This window comes from Burkholderia sp. RS01, assembly GCF_039748055.1.
GTDB lineage: Bacteria > Actinomycetota > Actinomycetes > Actinomycetales > Micrococcaceae > Arthrobacter.
Genome location: NZ_JBDLAK010000022.1, coordinates 1 through 14,675, shown reverse-complemented (window position 1 = coordinate 14,675; position 14,675 = coordinate 1). Strand labels below are relative to the sequence as shown.

Genomic DNA, 14,675 nt, shown 5'->3' with positions numbered 1-14,675 from the left:
GGGTCCCATTGAACACGCTTGCTATCCCGCTGGGCTTGGCTGGCCTCGCCCAGGTTTGGTCCGTGGCGACTTCCGCGCTCGGCATCCCGTTCGAGGTCGGGCAGGCGTTCTGGCTGATCGCCGCGATCGCCTGGATCTGGACCATCGCGGTGCACGTGCATCGCGGCACGCGCACCGATCAACCGCTCTCGCATCAGCTCACGCACTTCGCTCAGGGTCCGCTGGCGGCATTGCTCCCCATCGCCGCGATGCTGCTCGGAGCGAGCCTTCACCGCACGGTTCCGCTTGCCGCGACCGTGCTGACCTTGATCTCCCTCGCCGCCGCTGCCGCGTTCGGCGCATGGATTCTGAGCTTCTGGATGCGCGGGGAAATGCCGCTCGAATCCGTGCACGGCGGCTACTTCCTGCCCATCAGTGCCGCCGGTTTCGTCGGTGCCCTCGCTGCCGCAGAGACGGGCCTTAACTGGCTCGCCGTCGGAAGCTTCGCGGTCGGCATCTTCTTCTGGCTGGTGATCTCCGTGTTTTTCTTCCTCCGGCTAGCGGTCCGTCCAGCCATGCCTGCACCACTTGTCCCGACACTCGCGATCATGATCGCTCCCCCGGCCGTTGCGTCAGCAGCATGGCTTACCATCTCTGGCGGTCGACCCGATCATGTTTTCGAGGGGTTGACGGCGATGACGGCGTTCATGGTGCTGATCCAGGTGATGTTGTTGCCGCGCTACCGCGCGCTGCCGTTCTCGCTCGGATTCTGGTCATTCACCTTCCCTGTGGCGACTGTCGCTGCGCTCGCAATCACGTGGTTGCATCTGCTCCAACCGTTTGCCTGGCAGGCCATCACAATTGCGGTGCTCGGCGCCGTTACGCTACTTGTGGTGTCGATCGCGGCGAAGTCGATCCTCCTGCTCATCGCCACGGCCCGCGCGGAACGGCGACAGCGGCCAACCGCCGGGGAGCAGGCGATGGCTGGCCACGAGTAAGAACCACATCCATCGCCCGCAGAAGGTGACGCCGGGGTCTCCCCCACCACCCATCCAGCCCGACACCCCTCACCAATCTGTTGAAGAAGGATCAAGTAAATGGAATTCCTGACCACCCTCATTACAAACGTTCCCGACGGAACATCGGACGCGATCGTCAGCGACACCCGATCACGGGAAGCGCTCAGGGCCGCAGAGCTGGCCGAGCAAGGTCACCTGCTCCGGCTGTGGAGGCCTCCGGTCGAGCCGGGTGAATGGCGAACGCTTGGCCTCTGGAGAGCAGGCAGTGAGACAGAGTTGAAGGGCATTCTCGCCACCCTCCCTCTGCACAAATGGATGACAGTGGAAATCACGCCCCTCAATCCCCACCCGAACGACCCGGCAAACAAGAGGTCCTGACGGCACCGTCAGTTTCCGTCGCTGCTGTCAGGTGCTGCGGTGCGCCGGGGCGAACTGCGCCGCCCGGCGGGTTTCCTCGGCGCGGATGAGGTGCACGAGCGCGTTGATGAGGGCCAGGTGGGTGAACGCCTGTGGGAAGTTGCCGAGATGCCGGCCGCTCACCGGATCCAGCTCCTCAGCGTAAAGGCCCAAGGGACTGGCGAGGGACAGCAGACGTTCGCACAGTGCCTTGGCGCGTACCACTTCTCCGATCTCGACGAGGGCTGAGACAAGCCAGAACGAGCAGGTCGTGAAGGTCCCCTCCACGCCGGTGAGTCCGTCGTCGGTCTCCTCGGGGCGGTAGCGCAGGACGAGCCCGTCCCGGGTGAGTTCGTCGGCGACGGCCAGGACAGTGGCGCACACGCGTGGATCGTTGGCGGGCAGGAACCGGACGAGCGGGACAAGGAGAAGTGAGGCATCGAGGTTCGTCGTGCCGTAGGACTGAACGAACACACCGCGGTCGTCGACACCATTGCGGCAGATGTCCTCATGGATCTCCTCGGCGATGGTGTCCCACTTCCGGGCGTAATCAGCCTGGCCGTGCAGGCGCGCCAGCCGGGCACCACGATCCAGGGCCACCCAGCACATGAGCTTTGAGGATGTGAAGTGCTTCGGTTCGCCACGGACCTCCCAGATGCCGTGGTCGGGGTCCCGCCAGTGGGCGGCGGCTTGCTCGACCTGGCGGAGCAGGACGGGCCAGAGCGGCTCGGGGAGCTGGTCACGGGATTTGGCGTGAAGGTAGACGGAGTCCAGCATGGTGCCCCAGACGTCGAGCTGCCGCTGGCGGGCGGCAGCGTTGCCGATCCGGACGGGGCGGGCGCCGTCGTAGCCGCCGAGCCCCTCGACAGTGACCTCGGGAAGATCCCTTTCGCCGTCGATGCCGTACATGATCTGCAAGTCCTCCTCGGCGGCGACGTCGCGGATGAAAGCGAAGAAGTCGTCGGCTTCCCGGTCCAGGCCGAGTGTGTACAGGGCCCATAGCGCGAACGTGGAATCGCGCACCCACGTATACCGGTAGTCCCAGTTCCGCTCTCCCCCGGGCGTCTCGGGCAGCGACGTGGTGGGCGCCGCGACCAGAGCTCCAGTGGGCGCGTAGGTGAGGCCCTTCAACGTCAGCGCGCTGCGTTGCAGCTGCTCCCGCCACGGGTGGTCGGGGAACTCGCCCCCGGTGATCCATTGCCTCCAGAACTCAGTGGTCTGCCACTGCTTGCGCGTGGCTTCATCCCACGTCCGCGGCGGGGGCAGCGACCCCCAGGAGAGCGCGATAAAAGCCTGCTCGCCCTCGGTCATCCGGCTGCGGATGACCGCGATCGAGTCCTCGATGCCCAGCCGGCGGTCGGTGGTCAGACGAAGCAGCGGATCCTCCCCGTCGCCGCTGACCGTCACGATCTCCCCGTATGCGGGGCTGGAGAACTCCCACCTTGCCCGGCGCCGGCCGTAGTCGAAGACCGGCTCGCACAGCACGGACAACTCAACTGCACCGCTGACGCACCGGACGGTCCGCAGCAGGCAATGCTCCGCCTCGTAGTTCATCGGCGGGCGGCGGTATCGTTCGGCCCTCTCTTCGGTGTGGTGCCACGGACCCATCACCAGGGCATCCCTCACGATCAGCCATCCGGTCCTGGTCTGCCAAGTGGTCTCCAGGATCAGGCTGCCGGGGAGATAGCGGCGCGCAGTGGGCTCCCGGACGCCGTACGGCGCCACCTTGAAGCCACCCGCGGCGCGGTCGAGCATAGCGGAGAACACGCTCGGTGAGTCGTGACGCGGCACGCACATCCACTCCACCTGCCCGCTCGATGCGATCAGGCAGCTGGCTTCGCAGTCAGACAAAAACCCATAGTCGGCGATCGGCGGGTACGGGCTCGTGCCTGCCCCTAGCCGCCGCCCCTGGGCCCCTGATCCGGCGTCGATCCTCACTACCCCAGTATCGTCCTCCGGACTGGAAGCGGGAATCCTGAATCCCGCGCCCGCAGCAACTGCAACCAGGATTTCCCGATCGGCAGAGGTGGTGGAGCAATCTCCGACGGCCCGGGTTAGTCTCGGGCGCGCGTGACGCTCACCATGATGGTGCGCCGATCAACAGTCGAGGGCTTGCGTAGCAGATCCGCACCGCCTCCGCGATCCTGTGGGCCGGCAACAGTTCGCCTTCGTCATTCACGGAAGCAGATTCTTCGAAGAGGGACGGGACGGCACCAATACGCGGGAGCAAGGGGCAGGGAGCTTACCGGTTCCAACCCAGCGCGGAGTCATAGCTGCACTCCAGTGCACCCGTTCCGGGGGCGAGTCCGCCGCCGGAGGGGAAGTAGATGGCGCCGAAACCGGCGCCCGCGGACTCGATCCGTTTCCCGGCCCAGATCTTGGCGGCTTCAAGATCCTTCTCGGGGATAGGCTCCCGGGTGCTGTGGTCCCCGCCAAAATGGATGTCCAGCTGATACTCCCCCGGCTGGGAGGTCCCGCTGTGATGGGTCGGATCCATTTCATCACGTCTGCTGATGAGGACCTGTGCCGAGGCATGGAGGATGGAGGGCTCGCTGGCCAGATTGCCATTCTCCTGCTGTTTCATGCGCAGGCCCGAGACGACGCTCTCCACGGTGTCATCCGCCGTGACGACATACCCGGAACCGCCGACGTCAGCCTCAGAACCACCGACGCTTTTTAAATGCTGCCCGAAGTGGTCGGAGCTGGACTGGCTGGAAGTCATGCACCCTCCTTGAGGGTTTTCGCGGCGAATGCCGACCGTCCCACCCTAGTGCCATACCGGGCGTCCGGACCGGGTCAGAACGGGATTGTTTCAGGGAAGATCCAGCCGGGGGCGGGCGTGGCCGCCAACCGGCAGCGGGTGGCCGGCGGTTCAGGAATGGTGATGGTATCCATCAGGGAGGCTCTGCACGGCATCGTCCGGAAGCTCCCAAACAGGGGAGGAACCCGCCGTCGACATCGGCGCTGACCCGGGCGTACGCTGGCAACATCGGCGCATGTGCCCGGTGACTCTGCGTCGATACCTCAATCGATGAAGGAGGACCAATGAGTGCCGTACGTGAATTCATGACTACGGATGCACAGTGTATTAAGGAGAACCAGTCCCTCGTAGATGCCGCACGGATGATGCTGGATCTGGACTGCGGCTCGTTGCCGATCTGTGGTGACGACGGCAAGTTGAAGGGCATGATCACTGACCGAGACATCGTTCTCAAGTGCGTTGCCGTGGGCCGGGATCCACGCGAGATGGTGGCCCGCGACCTCGCCACGGGTGCGCCCCGCTGGATTGACGCCGATGCGAACGTTGACGCCGCCATCGAAATGATGGAAAAGTACCAGGTCCGGCGGCTCCCGGTCATTGCTGACCACAAGTTGGTCGGCATCATCAGCCAGGGTGACATCGCGCGCAACTACTCGGAGGAGCGTGTGGGCGAACTGGTGGAGCACATTTCGGAACGCAATCGACTGCAATCGAGCAGTTCATAAAGTCAAGCAATTCATCAGCAAACAAGCGTCACGGAGTATTCTCCGTGGCGCTATTTTGTGCCCGCCGATTGCCACGTCCGAGGCTTACACGGATAAAGTGGCCAGGTGATTCTTGCGCGCGGGTGATCGCGCAGGACGGCGTCACCACAGTCATCCCGGTGCCCGTTCCGCAGCGCATCTACGACAGTTACTTCCGCGAAGCGATTAATCCGCGCTGGTAAGGAAAGGAGCGACGCCGTCACCAACCGCCGCGCGTCGGCGTATGTCCCTTTCGGGCATCATCGGGCATTGCCATTTCGGCCCGCAGGCCCAGGAGCCGGATCGGACGGCCAGCTTCGATTCCGGCCGCGAGGTCCAAGGCCCGCGCGAGGATTTCGTTCCGGTCGAATGTCTCGGAAATCTTCCGCGCGTGGGTCTTGGTGAAGAATGGCGCGTACCGAACCTTGAGGGTCAGCCCAACCACGGGCCGTCCTTCGGCCACAACATCCTCAAGGACGCGCGCTGTCAGCTCCCTCACGGCGTCGTCCACCTGGGCGGGCTCGGTCAGGTCCCGCTGGAAGGTGGTTTCCCGGCTATGCCCGCGGGCAACCCACGGGGTGTCGTCCACAACGCTGGCGCCGTCCCCGCGTCCGAGCTCCGCGTACCAGGGACCCATCCTGGGGCCGAACTCCGGGACAAGATCTTGGGGGTCGGACGCGGCGAGCTCGGCGACTGTGTTGATGCCGAGCTTGGCCAGCCGGCCCGACACTTTCGTCCCGACGCCCCACAGGTCCTTGGTGGGCCGATTGCCCATGACGTCGAGCCAGTTCCCGGCAGTGAGGCGGAAGACGCCGGCCGGCTTGCCGAAACCGGTGGCGACCTTGGCTCGGACCAAGGTGTCGCCGATGCCCACGCTGCAATGCAGCTGCGTTCGCTCCAGGACAGCGGCCTGCACCTGCCGGGCGTAGGCCTCCGGATTCTCTGTCTCAGTGCCTACAAAGGCTTCATCCCAACCCAGCACCTGCACGGTGGCGCCGGGCTGCGCGCGCAGGGTGGCCATCACCGTTTCAGACGTCGCGAGGTAAGCCTCATGATCGACGGGCAGGATCACAGCGTCGGGCACTTTCCGGGCCGCAATGCGTAAGGGCATTCCGGAACCCACCCCGAACGCCCTGGCTTCGTACGATGCGGTCGACACCACCGCTCGTTCCGTGGGGTCGCCTCGACCGCCGACAATGATCGGCTTGCCCGCAAGCTCCGGCCTCCGGAGCACTTCGACCGCCGCGATGAACTGGTCGAGATCGACGTGCAGCACCCACCGGATTCCGTTCACGCCACCAGTCTGCCCTAAACATCCCTGGCAAGCAGTGGAGGGACGGTGGCTCATTTTTTCTCGTTGACCGCGGCAGTTGTCGTTTCACGCTGGGTGGCGGCCCAGCTGGCGAGGACTTTCAGTGCGTCCTCGGAGGCTGTCTCGGGATCTGCTGTGTACACGTTGATGCGCAGTCCCGGGTCTGCAGGGAGTTCCAGCGCTTCAAAGCTCAGGTCCAAGTCGCCAACGATCGGGTGGTGGAGCCGTTTGCGGCCGGCGCGGTGGTATTTCACGTCGTGACGGGCCAACCGGGCGCGGAACTCCTCGCTGCGGGTGGAGAGTTCACCGATCAGGTCCGTGAGGTCCTTGTCGTACGGGTTTTTCCCGGCCGTGGAGCGCAAGACTGCGACGACGTCGTCCGCAGCGCGTTCCCAATCGGCGAAGAACTCCCGCGCTTTCGGATTCAGGAAGGTGAAGCGTGCGCTGTTCGGCGGATTGGGCCCCTCTGCCATCATGTCCAGATACAGGGCACGGCCCAGTTCGTTGGCGGCGAGGACATCCCCTCGGTCGTTGCGGACCCAGGCCGGCGCCGTTGTGATCGCGTCAATGACGCGTTGCACGCTCGGCCGCACCGTCTGCGGGCTGCGCTTGCGCCGCACCCGGGGGGAGGCGGTGGCGGCTCGGGCCAGGTCAAAAAGGTGGGCCGTTTCGGCGTCGTCGAGCTTCAGGGCACGCCCGAGGGCTTCGAGGACGCTGTCCGAGGCGCCGGAGAGGTTCCCTCGTTCAAGGCGTATGTAGTAATCGATGCTCATCCCGGCGAGCATGGCGACTTCCTCGCGGCGCAGCCCGGTAACGCGCCGGTTGCCGCCGTAGACCGGCAGGCCGGCCTCTTCCGGCGTGATCCTTGCACGGCGGGAGGTCAGGAATTTCCGCACGTCGTCGCTGTGGGTCATGGCATCCACGCTACGCGCCGTCGATGGGACGAGGGAGGCACTGGCGTTACCCGGAACGACAGTGACTCCCGGCCTATAAGGATTCACGGTTGCATTAGAAGCATGAAACCTGAACCCGCAACCGCTCCCCGCCGGGCAGCGATCCTGGCGATCATCCTCGTCAGCTACTTCATGATCCTGTTGGACAACTCGGTCATCTTCACCGCCCTGCCGAGTCTGCAGGCAGACCTGCAGCTGAGCACCGGTGAGCGCTCCTGGGTTCAGGATGCGTACACGCTGGTCTTCGGCGGCCTGCTGCTCCTCGGCGCCCGGGCAGGAGACCTGCTCGGACGCCGGCGGGTTTTCGTGTTCGGGCTGGTGGTGTTCTCGATCGCGTCACTTCTGATCGGACTGGCGCCGGCGGGCCGGTGGGCGATCGCCGGCCGCGCCGTCCAGGGTATTGGCGCCGCGATCGTCGCGCCCGCCTCGCTGTCCCTGCTCACGGCGAGCTTCCCGGAGGGCCGTGAGCGCACCCGGGCCGTCGCACTGTACGGCGCCACCGCAGGGATCGGCGCCAGCCTCGGTCTGGTCATCGGCGGGGCGCTGGCCCACTGGATCTCCTGGCGGGCCGGGTTCTGCCTCAACGTACCCATCGGCGCCGCGATGATCGTCCTCGCACCGCGGTTCATCCCGGAAACAGTCCGGGCCCGCGGCCGCTTCGACGTATTCGGCGCGCTCAGCGCCACACTAGGCGTCGGCGCTCTCGTGTTCGGCATCATCAACACCGTCGATGCGGGATGGACTTCCCCGGTTACGGTCACAGCCGTCAGTGCCGGCGTCGTACTCCTGGCGGTGTTCGTACAGATCGAGCGCAGGGCGGCCCAGCCGATCATGCCGCTGCGGCTGTTCGCGAGCCGCCGTCGCACCGGCGCCTACCTTGCCCGCTTCCTGTACCTGGGCGCGATGATCGCGTTCTTCTTCTTCACTACCCAGTTCATGCAGGAAGTACTTGGCTTCGACCCGCTGCAGGCCGGCATCGGATTCCTGCCGATGACCGCGGTCAACTTCGCCGTCGCAATGAGCATCCCGCGGCTCGCGGGCCGAATGCCGGGTTCCATTCCACTCGTAACAGGCATCCTGGTCACTCTTGCCGGGATATTCTGGCTCAGCCGGGTCGGAGTCGACTCCGCATACCTGACTGGCGTGGCTCTGCCGATGGTCCTCATAGGCGCCGGTCAAGGCTTGGCCTTTGCGCCACTGACCTCGTTCGGCATCATCGGCGCCCCAGCGGCAGACGCCGGCGCGGCATCCGGCCTGGTGAACACCTTCCACCAGGTGGGCACCTGCCTCGGGCTTGGTATCGCGGTCGCTGCCTCAGCGACCGTCGCGACGGCGGGTTCCGCCGTCGCGCACCTGGCGGCGCAGGTCAGCGCGGCACTGACCACGGGCAGCGTGCTCCTGCTCGTTGCCTTGGCAATCGCCGCGGCTCTCATCCTGCCCGCCGATCTTGCCGCCCGCCACACAGAGAAGCAGCCCGGGACCGCCCCTGCGCCGCAGGTCCAAGGGGTCCGTTGAACCAGCAAGGCTACCCACATCAAGGGGGAAATGACGTGCACTCCCAAAATTCCGTACGTCTCATTACCGTGAAAGGCATGAACATGGAACTGACTCTCAACAACGGCGTCACAATGCCAGCCCTGGGCCTGGGCGTCTTCCAAAGCGCCCCGGAGCAGACCACTGCCGCCGTCGAGACCGCGTTGGCAGCCGGCTACAGGCACATCGACACCGCCGCAGCTTACGGCAACGAGCGCGAGGTCGGGCAGGGCATCCGAACCCGACACGCATCGCCGAAAACTTCGACGTGTTCAACTTCCAACTCAGTACTGACGAACTCACCGCCATCGACTCGCTCAACACCGGCAACCGCAACGGTCCGGACCCGGACGAAGCCCGCGAGGAACGTTTCGCCATGGTCATCCCCGAAGCCTAAGACCCCCGAAGCCTGAGGCAGAGACAAGGAACCACCATGGAGTACCGCCCCCTGGGCCGCACCGGCGTGCAGCGTCAGAAGATGCTTCCGTTGGGTCTTGGATAATTTAGGCTGCTTGCCCTTCAGTCGCCCCTTCGCTTTGGCGACAGCCCCACTCCCTCGCGGGTTCGCATGCGCATCAGTTCCGCCTCGAACTCGGCTCTCATTCCGAGGACGTTGAACAGCAGCCGGCCGACCGGATCAGTCGGGTCGTAGGTGCTGCCGCCAAGACTGAGCACTACTCCCATGGCCGTCAGTTCGTCGGCGATGTCTCAGGCATCGCCGACGTCGCCGGGCTTGTGGACACGCGCCCGTAAGGCCTGGGAAAGTAAGGACCGCGCCCGTGCCTCGCACCCGATCAACGACAGCCCTGCGGCATGGTGGCTAACGGTCAGGTAGCTCCGGGCCCGGCACCTAAGCCGACCAGGCGAACGGGGCCGAGAAGGAGTTCTTCCCGGCGTTGTCCCAGGTCATCCCGAACACGTCGACGCGGCCGGTGCTCGCGGTGCCGGCTGCCAAGGTGTCCGCAGGAAATCCGACCCCGCTGATTTTCACGCCAAGTTCCGTAGGATCCATGGGAGACACGAAGTCCTCGATCGCCATGTCTACGGCACTGCCGATCCTGACCTGATGCCGGCGCCCATCGTCGGCGTAGGCCATCTCCAGAGACTCCATGCCAGCCATTTCACCGATCAAGGCGGCCATACCCTCCATCGGTCCGCCAATCTGGCCGCCAAAGACTGCACCGAGCGCCTCGGCCTGTTCAGCTGAGGCGGCAGCATCCATCAGGACTCCGACCTTCCAGCCTCCGTCACCCATCAGGGCGGGTGTGTCGGCGACGACGCAGACGGTAAGGCCACCGACGTCGACGCCGTTAACGTCGCCGGTGTCAACGTGGAAGGCCAAGGCCACGTGGCAACGTTCGTTGTCCGCCGGTGCGGTCAACCCGGAAGTCGAGCACGGGCAGACCATATCGCAGTTGCAATTCTCAAAATACGTACCCTCTATACGCCACGGCCTATACGCCACGGCATTTTGCGGCTCCCTTCGACGTGGCACCACCAAAACAAAGTCTCCTCCCGCCCATCATCACGGTCAACGGCCTCAGATGAGTCATCAAAGACGCCGACCTGGCGTATTTGACGAATGCTGCGAAAGCTCAATCCCCGCCGAAATTTTTCGCGGCGCATGGCGGCTCTCACGGTTCGATTGGCAGTCTCACGTTGCCCTGGGCGTATCGGTCACCGTTCGGCAAACGGGCACCAACAGAGCGGTGATCGATCCGTCACGGGGACAGGCGGAGCCGAAGAGCGATGTGGCTGCATACGGCGTTGGTAGTCTCTAGCCGACCACCGCCCACAACAGGGATCACTTGAGGTGCGCGTCATGACCGCGACGACACCCCTTTGGGAACCGTTCTCGTTGCCGGCGCCACAGATGACCTCGGCGGGCGGATCATGCGGAATCTGGTCGCTCTTGGGGCCACCGTCCGGGTCCTGACACGACACGAGACCAGCACAGCACGGGTTGCCCAGCTACGCGCCCAGGGCGCCGAGGTGGTCCAGACGGATTACGACGATCCGGGCGGCCTCCAACACGCCTGCCCGGATGTTGACTGTGTGGTTTCCGCGATCAACGGGCTCGACAGCGCAATCCTAGGGGCTCAATTGCGCCCGCTGGAGGCGGCGGCCGCGGTGGGTGCGCCCCGTTTCATCCCTTCCGACTTCTCCATCGACTACCGCGGTATCCGGCCCGGGAGCAACCGGAACCTACAACTCCGCAGGGACGTCGCACAGCACCTGGACGCAACCGAAATCCAGGCCACATCGATACTTAGCGGCGCCTTCACCGACATGCTCTCCGGGCAGGCACCAATGATCCTGTTCTCCCGGCACCGTGTGCTCTTCTGGTCCGCCCCCGACCAGGCCGGCCTCTAGCGAGCCGTTCCCACCGTGGCAGGGCATGCTGTACTTCGCCAGCATGTTCAGCGGCGACGCGAAGCTGCGTCACATCAACAACGACCGTTACGGCAGTAGGAAATGGACGAGTGCCAGGGACGTCCTGGAGAGGCACCGCCAGCAGAGCTGACCGACCAGCTAGCGAAATCACGCACCCGTTTCCGGAGCCACGGTGTCCGAAACAAGGGTCACGAAAGCACCCCTGCCATGCTAAGGGACACCGATCGACAAGGAATTACTGGGATGCGATGAACGACGATACCGCCGGGTGCAGCACCGGCCGCTTCAGCCGGTAGCAATTCTGCGGAACCACGGCGAGTTCCACACCGGCAGACCAGGGGTCCCCCGTTCCCCGCAGGTCTGAATGAGCAGTGGTGCTGCTTGCTAAGCATGCTTATTATGTTTCTAAGGCCGAATCGAACGGCCGCCAACCAGAGGAGGAACACCATGGGACTCGGCGACAAGATCGAAAACGCTGCAGAAAAGGCCGGCGGCAAGGGTAAGGAAGCCGCCGGAGCGGCCACGGGCGATGACAGCCTGAAGGCCGAAGGTCAGGCGGACCAGGCCAAGGGCGATTTGAAGCAGGCCGGCGAGAAGGTCAAGGACGCCTTCAAAAAGGACTGACCTGAACGCAAGGAAGGGTGCATCTCCCGCGAGAGTGCACCCTTCTTGCTGCAGCCGGGAATTGTGCGGGAAGGTACGGACCCGCTCCTACGCACCGCGGCGGCCCATTAGGCTGTGCCAATGGATGAATTGCTCCCGGAGCCCGTCGCGGCCGTGGCTAAAAAGACTGTGGTCCGCTCACTCTTGGCCGTCGCGGCGGTTCAGGGGGCGGTAATTGCCGGGCTCGTCCTATTGGACATGGCGAAGAAACGGGATCGAAGCAAGCGCAAGGGGTTCCCGCACCCGGGCATTTTTGAGAGCACCGTCTCCGACTCCCAGGTCACGACGTACACCTACGGGGCCGATCTTTACCGTGACATGATCCAGGCGATCGGCGAAGCAAAAGACCGGATCCTGATTGAGACGTTTATCTGGAAGGACGACGACACCGGCCGGAAGTTCAAGAACGCCCTGGATGAAGCGGCGGACCGCGGAGTCGAGGTCTTTGTCATTTACGACGGGTTCGCCAATTTGGTCGTGCCACCCTCGTTTTTCCGTTTCCACCCAGGCATCCACGTGTACCGTTTCCCGGTGGTCCGACCTTCAATGTTCTTCAAGACTCTTCGCAGCACCGGGCTGGACCACCGCAAGCTCCTTATCGTCGATGATCACATCGGTTTCGTGGGCGGCTACAACATCGGTTCCCTGTACGCCACCGAATGGCGGGACACGCACCTCCGACTCATAGGACCGTCCGTGTGGGATCTCCGCCAGGCTTTCGTGAATGTCTGGAATGACCACTCTTCCGGGTCCCTGCCCGAGATACCTCACACAACGCCGGACGTCTGGGAGCCGCGGATCCGCGCCGTGAACAACATTCCGTCGAACCTTGTCTATCCGATCCGCGGGGTCTACCTGGATGCGATCAACCGGGCGCAAGACCACATTTTTATCACCATGGCCTACTTCATACCGGACCAGCAGATCCTCAGGGCATTGCTCGCTGCCAGCAGGCGCGGTGTTGATGTCCGGCTGATCCTCCCCGAAGATTCCAACCACATCCTCTCGGACTGGCTCTCCCGCGGGTTCTACCGGTCTCTGCTCGAGGAGGGTGTGACCATCCTGCTCTACCGAAACGCGATGATCCATGCCAAGACGGCCACGATCGACGGCAGCTGGTCAACCGTGGGCAGCGCCAATATCGACAGGCTGAGCCTGACCGGCAACTACGAAATCAACCTCGAAATCCATGACGACAATTTTGCCTCGGACATGCGGAAAATATTCGACGTGGACAGTGAGAACTGCCGTGCATTGACCCTGGATGAATGGCAGGATCGGCAAATGATCGCCCGGTTCAGCGAAGCCGTCCTGGTCCCGCTCAGGCCGTTACTTTGAGTTCGATCCGCCAATATGTTTGCCATTTCCAAGAACCCGATCCTGACATAGGGTGAAGCGCACCACACGATACTCCGCGTGGGCCTTCGGCCGGAATCACGAACTTGGATTGATATCACGGCAGGGGAATTGATGCGGCGTCAGGGTTGATGAGAGGGAGAGGTACGAAGATGATTCTCACCGGCATTGGCCCTCGGTGCGGCTCTGACCCCCACGTTATTCCTGCTGCGCGCCAATGTACGCGGGGCGGCCGGGGCGCAGAATCAGCATTTTCATCCGCAGACAAACAAGGGAGACTCTCATGTTGCTTTGGATAGCCATCATCATCGCTGTTCTCTGGCTTCTCGGCTTGCTCGGCAACATCGGCGGCGGGTTAATTCACCTGCTTTTGGTTATTGCCGTGGTGGTTCTGATCTTCCACTTCATCCGCGGCAGGTCCCGCGCGTAATACAAACTCAGCTTCCGCCGCTGCGGACGCCAAGGCGCAAGCTGCCGCGGATGTGTCGGACGGTCCGCAGACGCTGGAAGGGCCAGGACGACCCGGCTAAGATCATGCGCGGGACAGGGCAGCCGTCGGCCCTCGCCTCGCCGGTCAAGGTCGCGCTGGCCTTGCCGTCACCACAATGCCGCCACGGCACTGCCCGGCGGGAAACTATCCGAGCGCAAATTGGACGGCTACAGGACCTGGGAGGCCGCATCGTTGTGTACGTGGGTTCTGGTGTCCATTGCTCAGGATTCGGTGGGTGGGGCAACTCGGGTGAGCGGCCAGATTCCCTTCTCCCCGGTTGTTTTGGCTGCTGGCGAAGCACCGCGTAGCTCAGAGAGGCAGCCGCCTCGGGTTGCGGACTCCTGCGCTGCGGGATGAAGCCTTGGCGGTCCACAAACCTCTTTTGTTCCTGTGCCCCAAGGTCAATACTGGAAATGAGGACCGCATCCCCCTTGAAGCTGCCCTAAGCAGTTCTTCAGGCGGCCCAGAGAGTACCACCGCCGGGGCCAGGCGAGAAGGCCCCGGCCGTCGCCCCCCGTTACCTTTTTCGTAGCCCGTTCCTGTTGCAGGATGAGGGTGTGCTGGCCTGCCGCCCCCGGCATGATTGCCGCCCCCAGTCGTCAATGATCCGGGGGGTGTTGTCACCGGGGTCCGGTAGGTGCCGGAGAGACCGCTAATAGAGGCAGGACAGTTTGGGATCGTCGTGCGTAACGTGGATGCCGGGCTCTGACACCGCGGACAGTCCAGCACAGGTATCAACTGCTACGACCGGGAGGTACAGGTGATCGGAAACCACGAAAGCATCGATGTCTTCATCGGCCTGGACGTCGGCAAGGGCGAACACCACGCCGTTGCCGTGGACCGGGCCGGAAAGAAGCTCTTCGACAAGGCCTTACCCAACGACGAGCTCAGGCTGCGCGAGATCCTTGACTCACTGAACAAGCACGGCAGTATCCTGCTCGTGGTTGACCAGCCCGCGACGATCCGTGCGTTGCCGGTCGCGGTCGCCCAGGCCGCCGGTGTCACCGTCGGCTACCTTCCCGGGCTGGCGATGCGCCGGATCGCGGACCTGCACCCCGGCGAAGCGAAAACCGACG

The 14,675-nt window shown here is 64.0% G+C and carries 16 protein-coding genes and 2 pseudogenes; 12 read left to right on the top strand and 6 right to left on the bottom strand.

What is annotated here, in order from left to right; translation table 11 throughout:
* The first annotated feature begins 8 nt into the window (after positions 1-8).
* Both ABFP37_RS18055 and ABFP37_RS18050 read left to right on the top strand, forming a co-directional pair.
* Positions 9-977: a transporter gene (locus ABFP37_RS18055; RefSeq protein WP_221937560.1), complete on the top strand. Its 969-nt coding sequence runs from the start codon at positions 9-11 to the stop codon at positions 975-977.
* A gap of 99 nt (positions 978-1,076) precedes the next feature.
* Positions 1,077-1,376 carry a muconolactone Delta-isomerase family protein gene (locus ABFP37_RS18050; protein WP_078029543.1) on the top strand — a complete coding sequence of 100 codons (300 nt, stop codon included), beginning with the start codon at positions 1,077-1,079 and terminating at the stop codon, positions 1,374-1,376.
* Between the two features lie 27 nt (positions 1,377-1,403).
* Here the strand turns inward: ABFP37_RS18050 and ABFP37_RS18045 are convergent, their stop codons facing one another.
* The gene (locus ABFP37_RS18045) at positions 1,404-3,332 is read right to left on the bottom strand and encodes a glycoside hydrolase family 15 protein (protein ID WP_347034384.1); all 1,929 of its coding nucleotides are present in this window, start codon (positions 3,330-3,332) and stop codon (positions 1,404-1,406) included.
* A 304-nt stretch (positions 3,333-3,636) separates the two neighbouring features.
* On the bottom strand, positions 3,637-4,116 hold the full coding sequence (locus ABFP37_RS18040) for a hypothetical protein (protein WP_078029541.1): 480 nt from the start codon (positions 4,114-4,116) through the stop codon (positions 3,637-3,639).
* A gap of 323 nt (positions 4,117-4,439) precedes the next feature.
* On the opposite strand from ABFP37_RS18040, the gene ABFP37_RS18035 reads away from it, so the two are divergent.
* The gene (locus ABFP37_RS18035) at positions 4,440-4,880 is read left to right on the top strand and encodes a CBS domain-containing protein (RefSeq protein ID WP_347034383.1); all 441 of its coding nucleotides are present in this window, start codon (positions 4,440-4,442) and stop codon (positions 4,878-4,880) included.
* A gap of 238 nt (positions 4,881-5,118) precedes the next feature.
* On the opposite strand, the gene ABFP37_RS18030 is transcribed toward ABFP37_RS18035, so the two are convergent.
* Together ABFP37_RS18030 and ABFP37_RS18025 are read right to left on the bottom strand one after the other, a co-directional pair.
* Positions 5,119-6,192 (bottom strand): DNA polymerase IV, encoded by a 1,074-nt coding sequence (locus ABFP37_RS18030; protein WP_347034382.1) that lies wholly within the window; start codon positions 6,190-6,192, stop codon positions 5,119-5,121.
* Between the two features lie 50 nt (positions 6,193-6,242).
* On the bottom strand, positions 6,243-7,124 hold the full coding sequence (locus ABFP37_RS18025; RefSeq protein ID WP_347034381.1) for a helix-turn-helix transcriptional regulator: 882 nt from the start codon (positions 7,122-7,124) through the stop codon (positions 6,243-6,245).
* A gap of 102 nt (positions 7,125-7,226) precedes the next feature.
* Between ABFP37_RS18025 and ABFP37_RS18020 the strand changes: the two genes are divergently transcribed.
* The 3 genes and pseudogenes from ABFP37_RS18020 to ABFP37_RS18010 all read left to right on the top strand — a co-directional run bounded on the left by ABFP37_RS18020 (position 7,227) and on the right by ABFP37_RS18010 (position 9,093).
* Complete coding sequence (locus ABFP37_RS18020) at positions 7,227-8,678, top strand: MFS transporter (RefSeq protein WP_347034380.1); 1,452 nt, start codon at positions 7,227-7,229, stop codon at positions 8,676-8,678.
* A gap of 77 nt (positions 8,679-8,755) precedes the next feature.
* Positions 8,756-8,935 (top strand): annotated as a pseudogene (locus ABFP37_RS18015) (aldo/keto reductase); the annotation flags it as partial.
* A 29-nt stretch (positions 8,936-8,964) separates the two neighbouring features.
* On the top strand, positions 8,965-9,093 hold the full coding sequence (locus ABFP37_RS18010) for a hypothetical protein (protein ID WP_347034432.1): 129 nt from the start codon (positions 8,965-8,967) through the stop codon (positions 9,091-9,093).
* Between the two features lie 122 nt (positions 9,094-9,215).
* Here ABFP37_RS18010 and ABFP37_RS18005 read toward each other — a convergent pair whose 3' ends face one another.
* Positions 9,216-9,380: a recombinase family protein gene (locus ABFP37_RS18005; RefSeq protein ID WP_347034379.1), complete on the bottom strand. Its 165-nt coding sequence runs from the start codon at positions 9,378-9,380 to the stop codon at positions 9,216-9,218.
* A gap of 166 nt (positions 9,381-9,546) precedes the next feature.
* A complete protein-coding gene (locus ABFP37_RS18000) occupies positions 9,547-10,161 on the bottom strand; it encodes a DUF1326 domain-containing protein (protein WP_347034430.1) in 615 nt (204 codons plus the stop codon).
* A gap of 377 nt (positions 10,162-10,538) precedes the next feature.
* Here ABFP37_RS18000 and ABFP37_RS17995 point away from each other — a divergent pair, with 377 nt between their 5' ends.
* The 6 genes and pseudogenes from ABFP37_RS17995 to ABFP37_RS17970 form a co-directional block, all read left to right on the top strand.
* Entirely contained in the window at positions 10,539-11,069 is a 531-nt protein-coding gene (locus ABFP37_RS17995) for an NmrA family NAD(P)-binding protein (RefSeq protein ID WP_347034378.1), read from the top strand.
* A 25-nt stretch (positions 11,070-11,094) separates the two neighbouring features.
* Entirely contained in the window at positions 11,095-11,220 is a 126-nt protein-coding gene (locus tag ABFP37_RS17990; RefSeq protein WP_347034377.1) for a hypothetical protein, read from the top strand.
* Positions 11,221-11,537: 317 nt separating this feature from the next.
* A complete protein-coding gene (locus ABFP37_RS17985) occupies positions 11,538-11,714 on the top strand; it encodes a CsbD family protein (RefSeq protein WP_078029538.1) in 177 nt (58 codons plus the stop codon).
* A 120-nt stretch (positions 11,715-11,834) separates the two neighbouring features.
* Positions 11,835-13,091: a phosphatidylserine/phosphatidylglycerophosphate/cardiolipin synthase family protein gene (locus tag ABFP37_RS17980; RefSeq protein ID WP_347034376.1), complete on the top strand. Its 1,257-nt coding sequence runs from the start codon at positions 11,835-11,837 to the stop codon at positions 13,089-13,091.
* 301 nt (positions 13,092-13,392) lie between these two features.
* Positions 13,393-13,539 carry a lmo0937 family membrane protein gene (locus ABFP37_RS17975; RefSeq protein ID WP_139362912.1) on the top strand — a complete coding sequence of 49 codons (147 nt, stop codon included), beginning with the start codon at positions 13,393-13,395 and terminating at the stop codon, positions 13,537-13,539.
* 755 nt (positions 13,540-14,294) lie between these two features.
* A pseudogene (locus tag ABFP37_RS17970) lies at positions 14,295-14,675 on the top strand (IS110 family transposase); the annotation flags it as partial.

What these genes read in the sequence shown, in the direction of transcription:
- ABFP37_RS18050 (WP_078029543.1), top strand. Translation starts at nt 1,077, where the DNA reads ATGGAATTCCTGACCACCCTCATTACAAACGTTCCCGACGGAACATCG.
- ABFP37_RS18040 (WP_078029541.1), bottom strand. Translation starts at nt 4,116, where the DNA reads ATGACTTCCAGCCAGTCCAGCTCCGACCACTTCGGGCAGCATTTAAAA.
- ABFP37_RS18035 (WP_347034383.1), top strand. Translation starts at nt 4,440, where the DNA reads ATGAGTGCCGTACGTGAATTCATGACTACGGATGCACAGTGTATTAAG.
- ABFP37_RS18025 (WP_347034381.1), bottom strand. Translation starts at nt 7,124, where the DNA reads ATGACCCACAGCGACGACGTGCGGAAATTCCTGACCTCCCGCCGTGCA.
- ABFP37_RS18020 (WP_347034380.1), top strand. Translation starts at nt 7,227, where the DNA reads ATGAAACCTGAACCCGCAACCGCTCCCCGCCGGGCAGCGATCCTGGCG.
- ABFP37_RS18005 (WP_347034379.1), bottom strand. Translation starts at nt 9,380, where the DNA reads ATGGGAGTAGTGCTCAGTCTTGGCGGCAGCACCTACGACCCGACTGAT.
- ABFP37_RS17990 (WP_347034377.1), top strand. Translation starts at nt 11,095, where the DNA reads ATGCTGTACTTCGCCAGCATGTTCAGCGGCGACGCGAAGCTGCGTCAC.
- ABFP37_RS17985 (WP_078029538.1), top strand. Translation starts at nt 11,538, where the DNA reads ATGGGACTCGGCGACAAGATCGAAAACGCTGCAGAAAAGGCCGGCGGC.
- ABFP37_RS17980 (WP_347034376.1), top strand. Translation starts at nt 11,835, where the DNA reads ATGGATGAATTGCTCCCGGAGCCCGTCGCGGCCGTGGCTAAAAAGACT.
- ABFP37_RS17975 (WP_139362912.1), top strand. Translation starts at nt 13,393, where the DNA reads ATGTTGCTTTGGATAGCCATCATCATCGCTGTTCTCTGGCTTCTCGGC.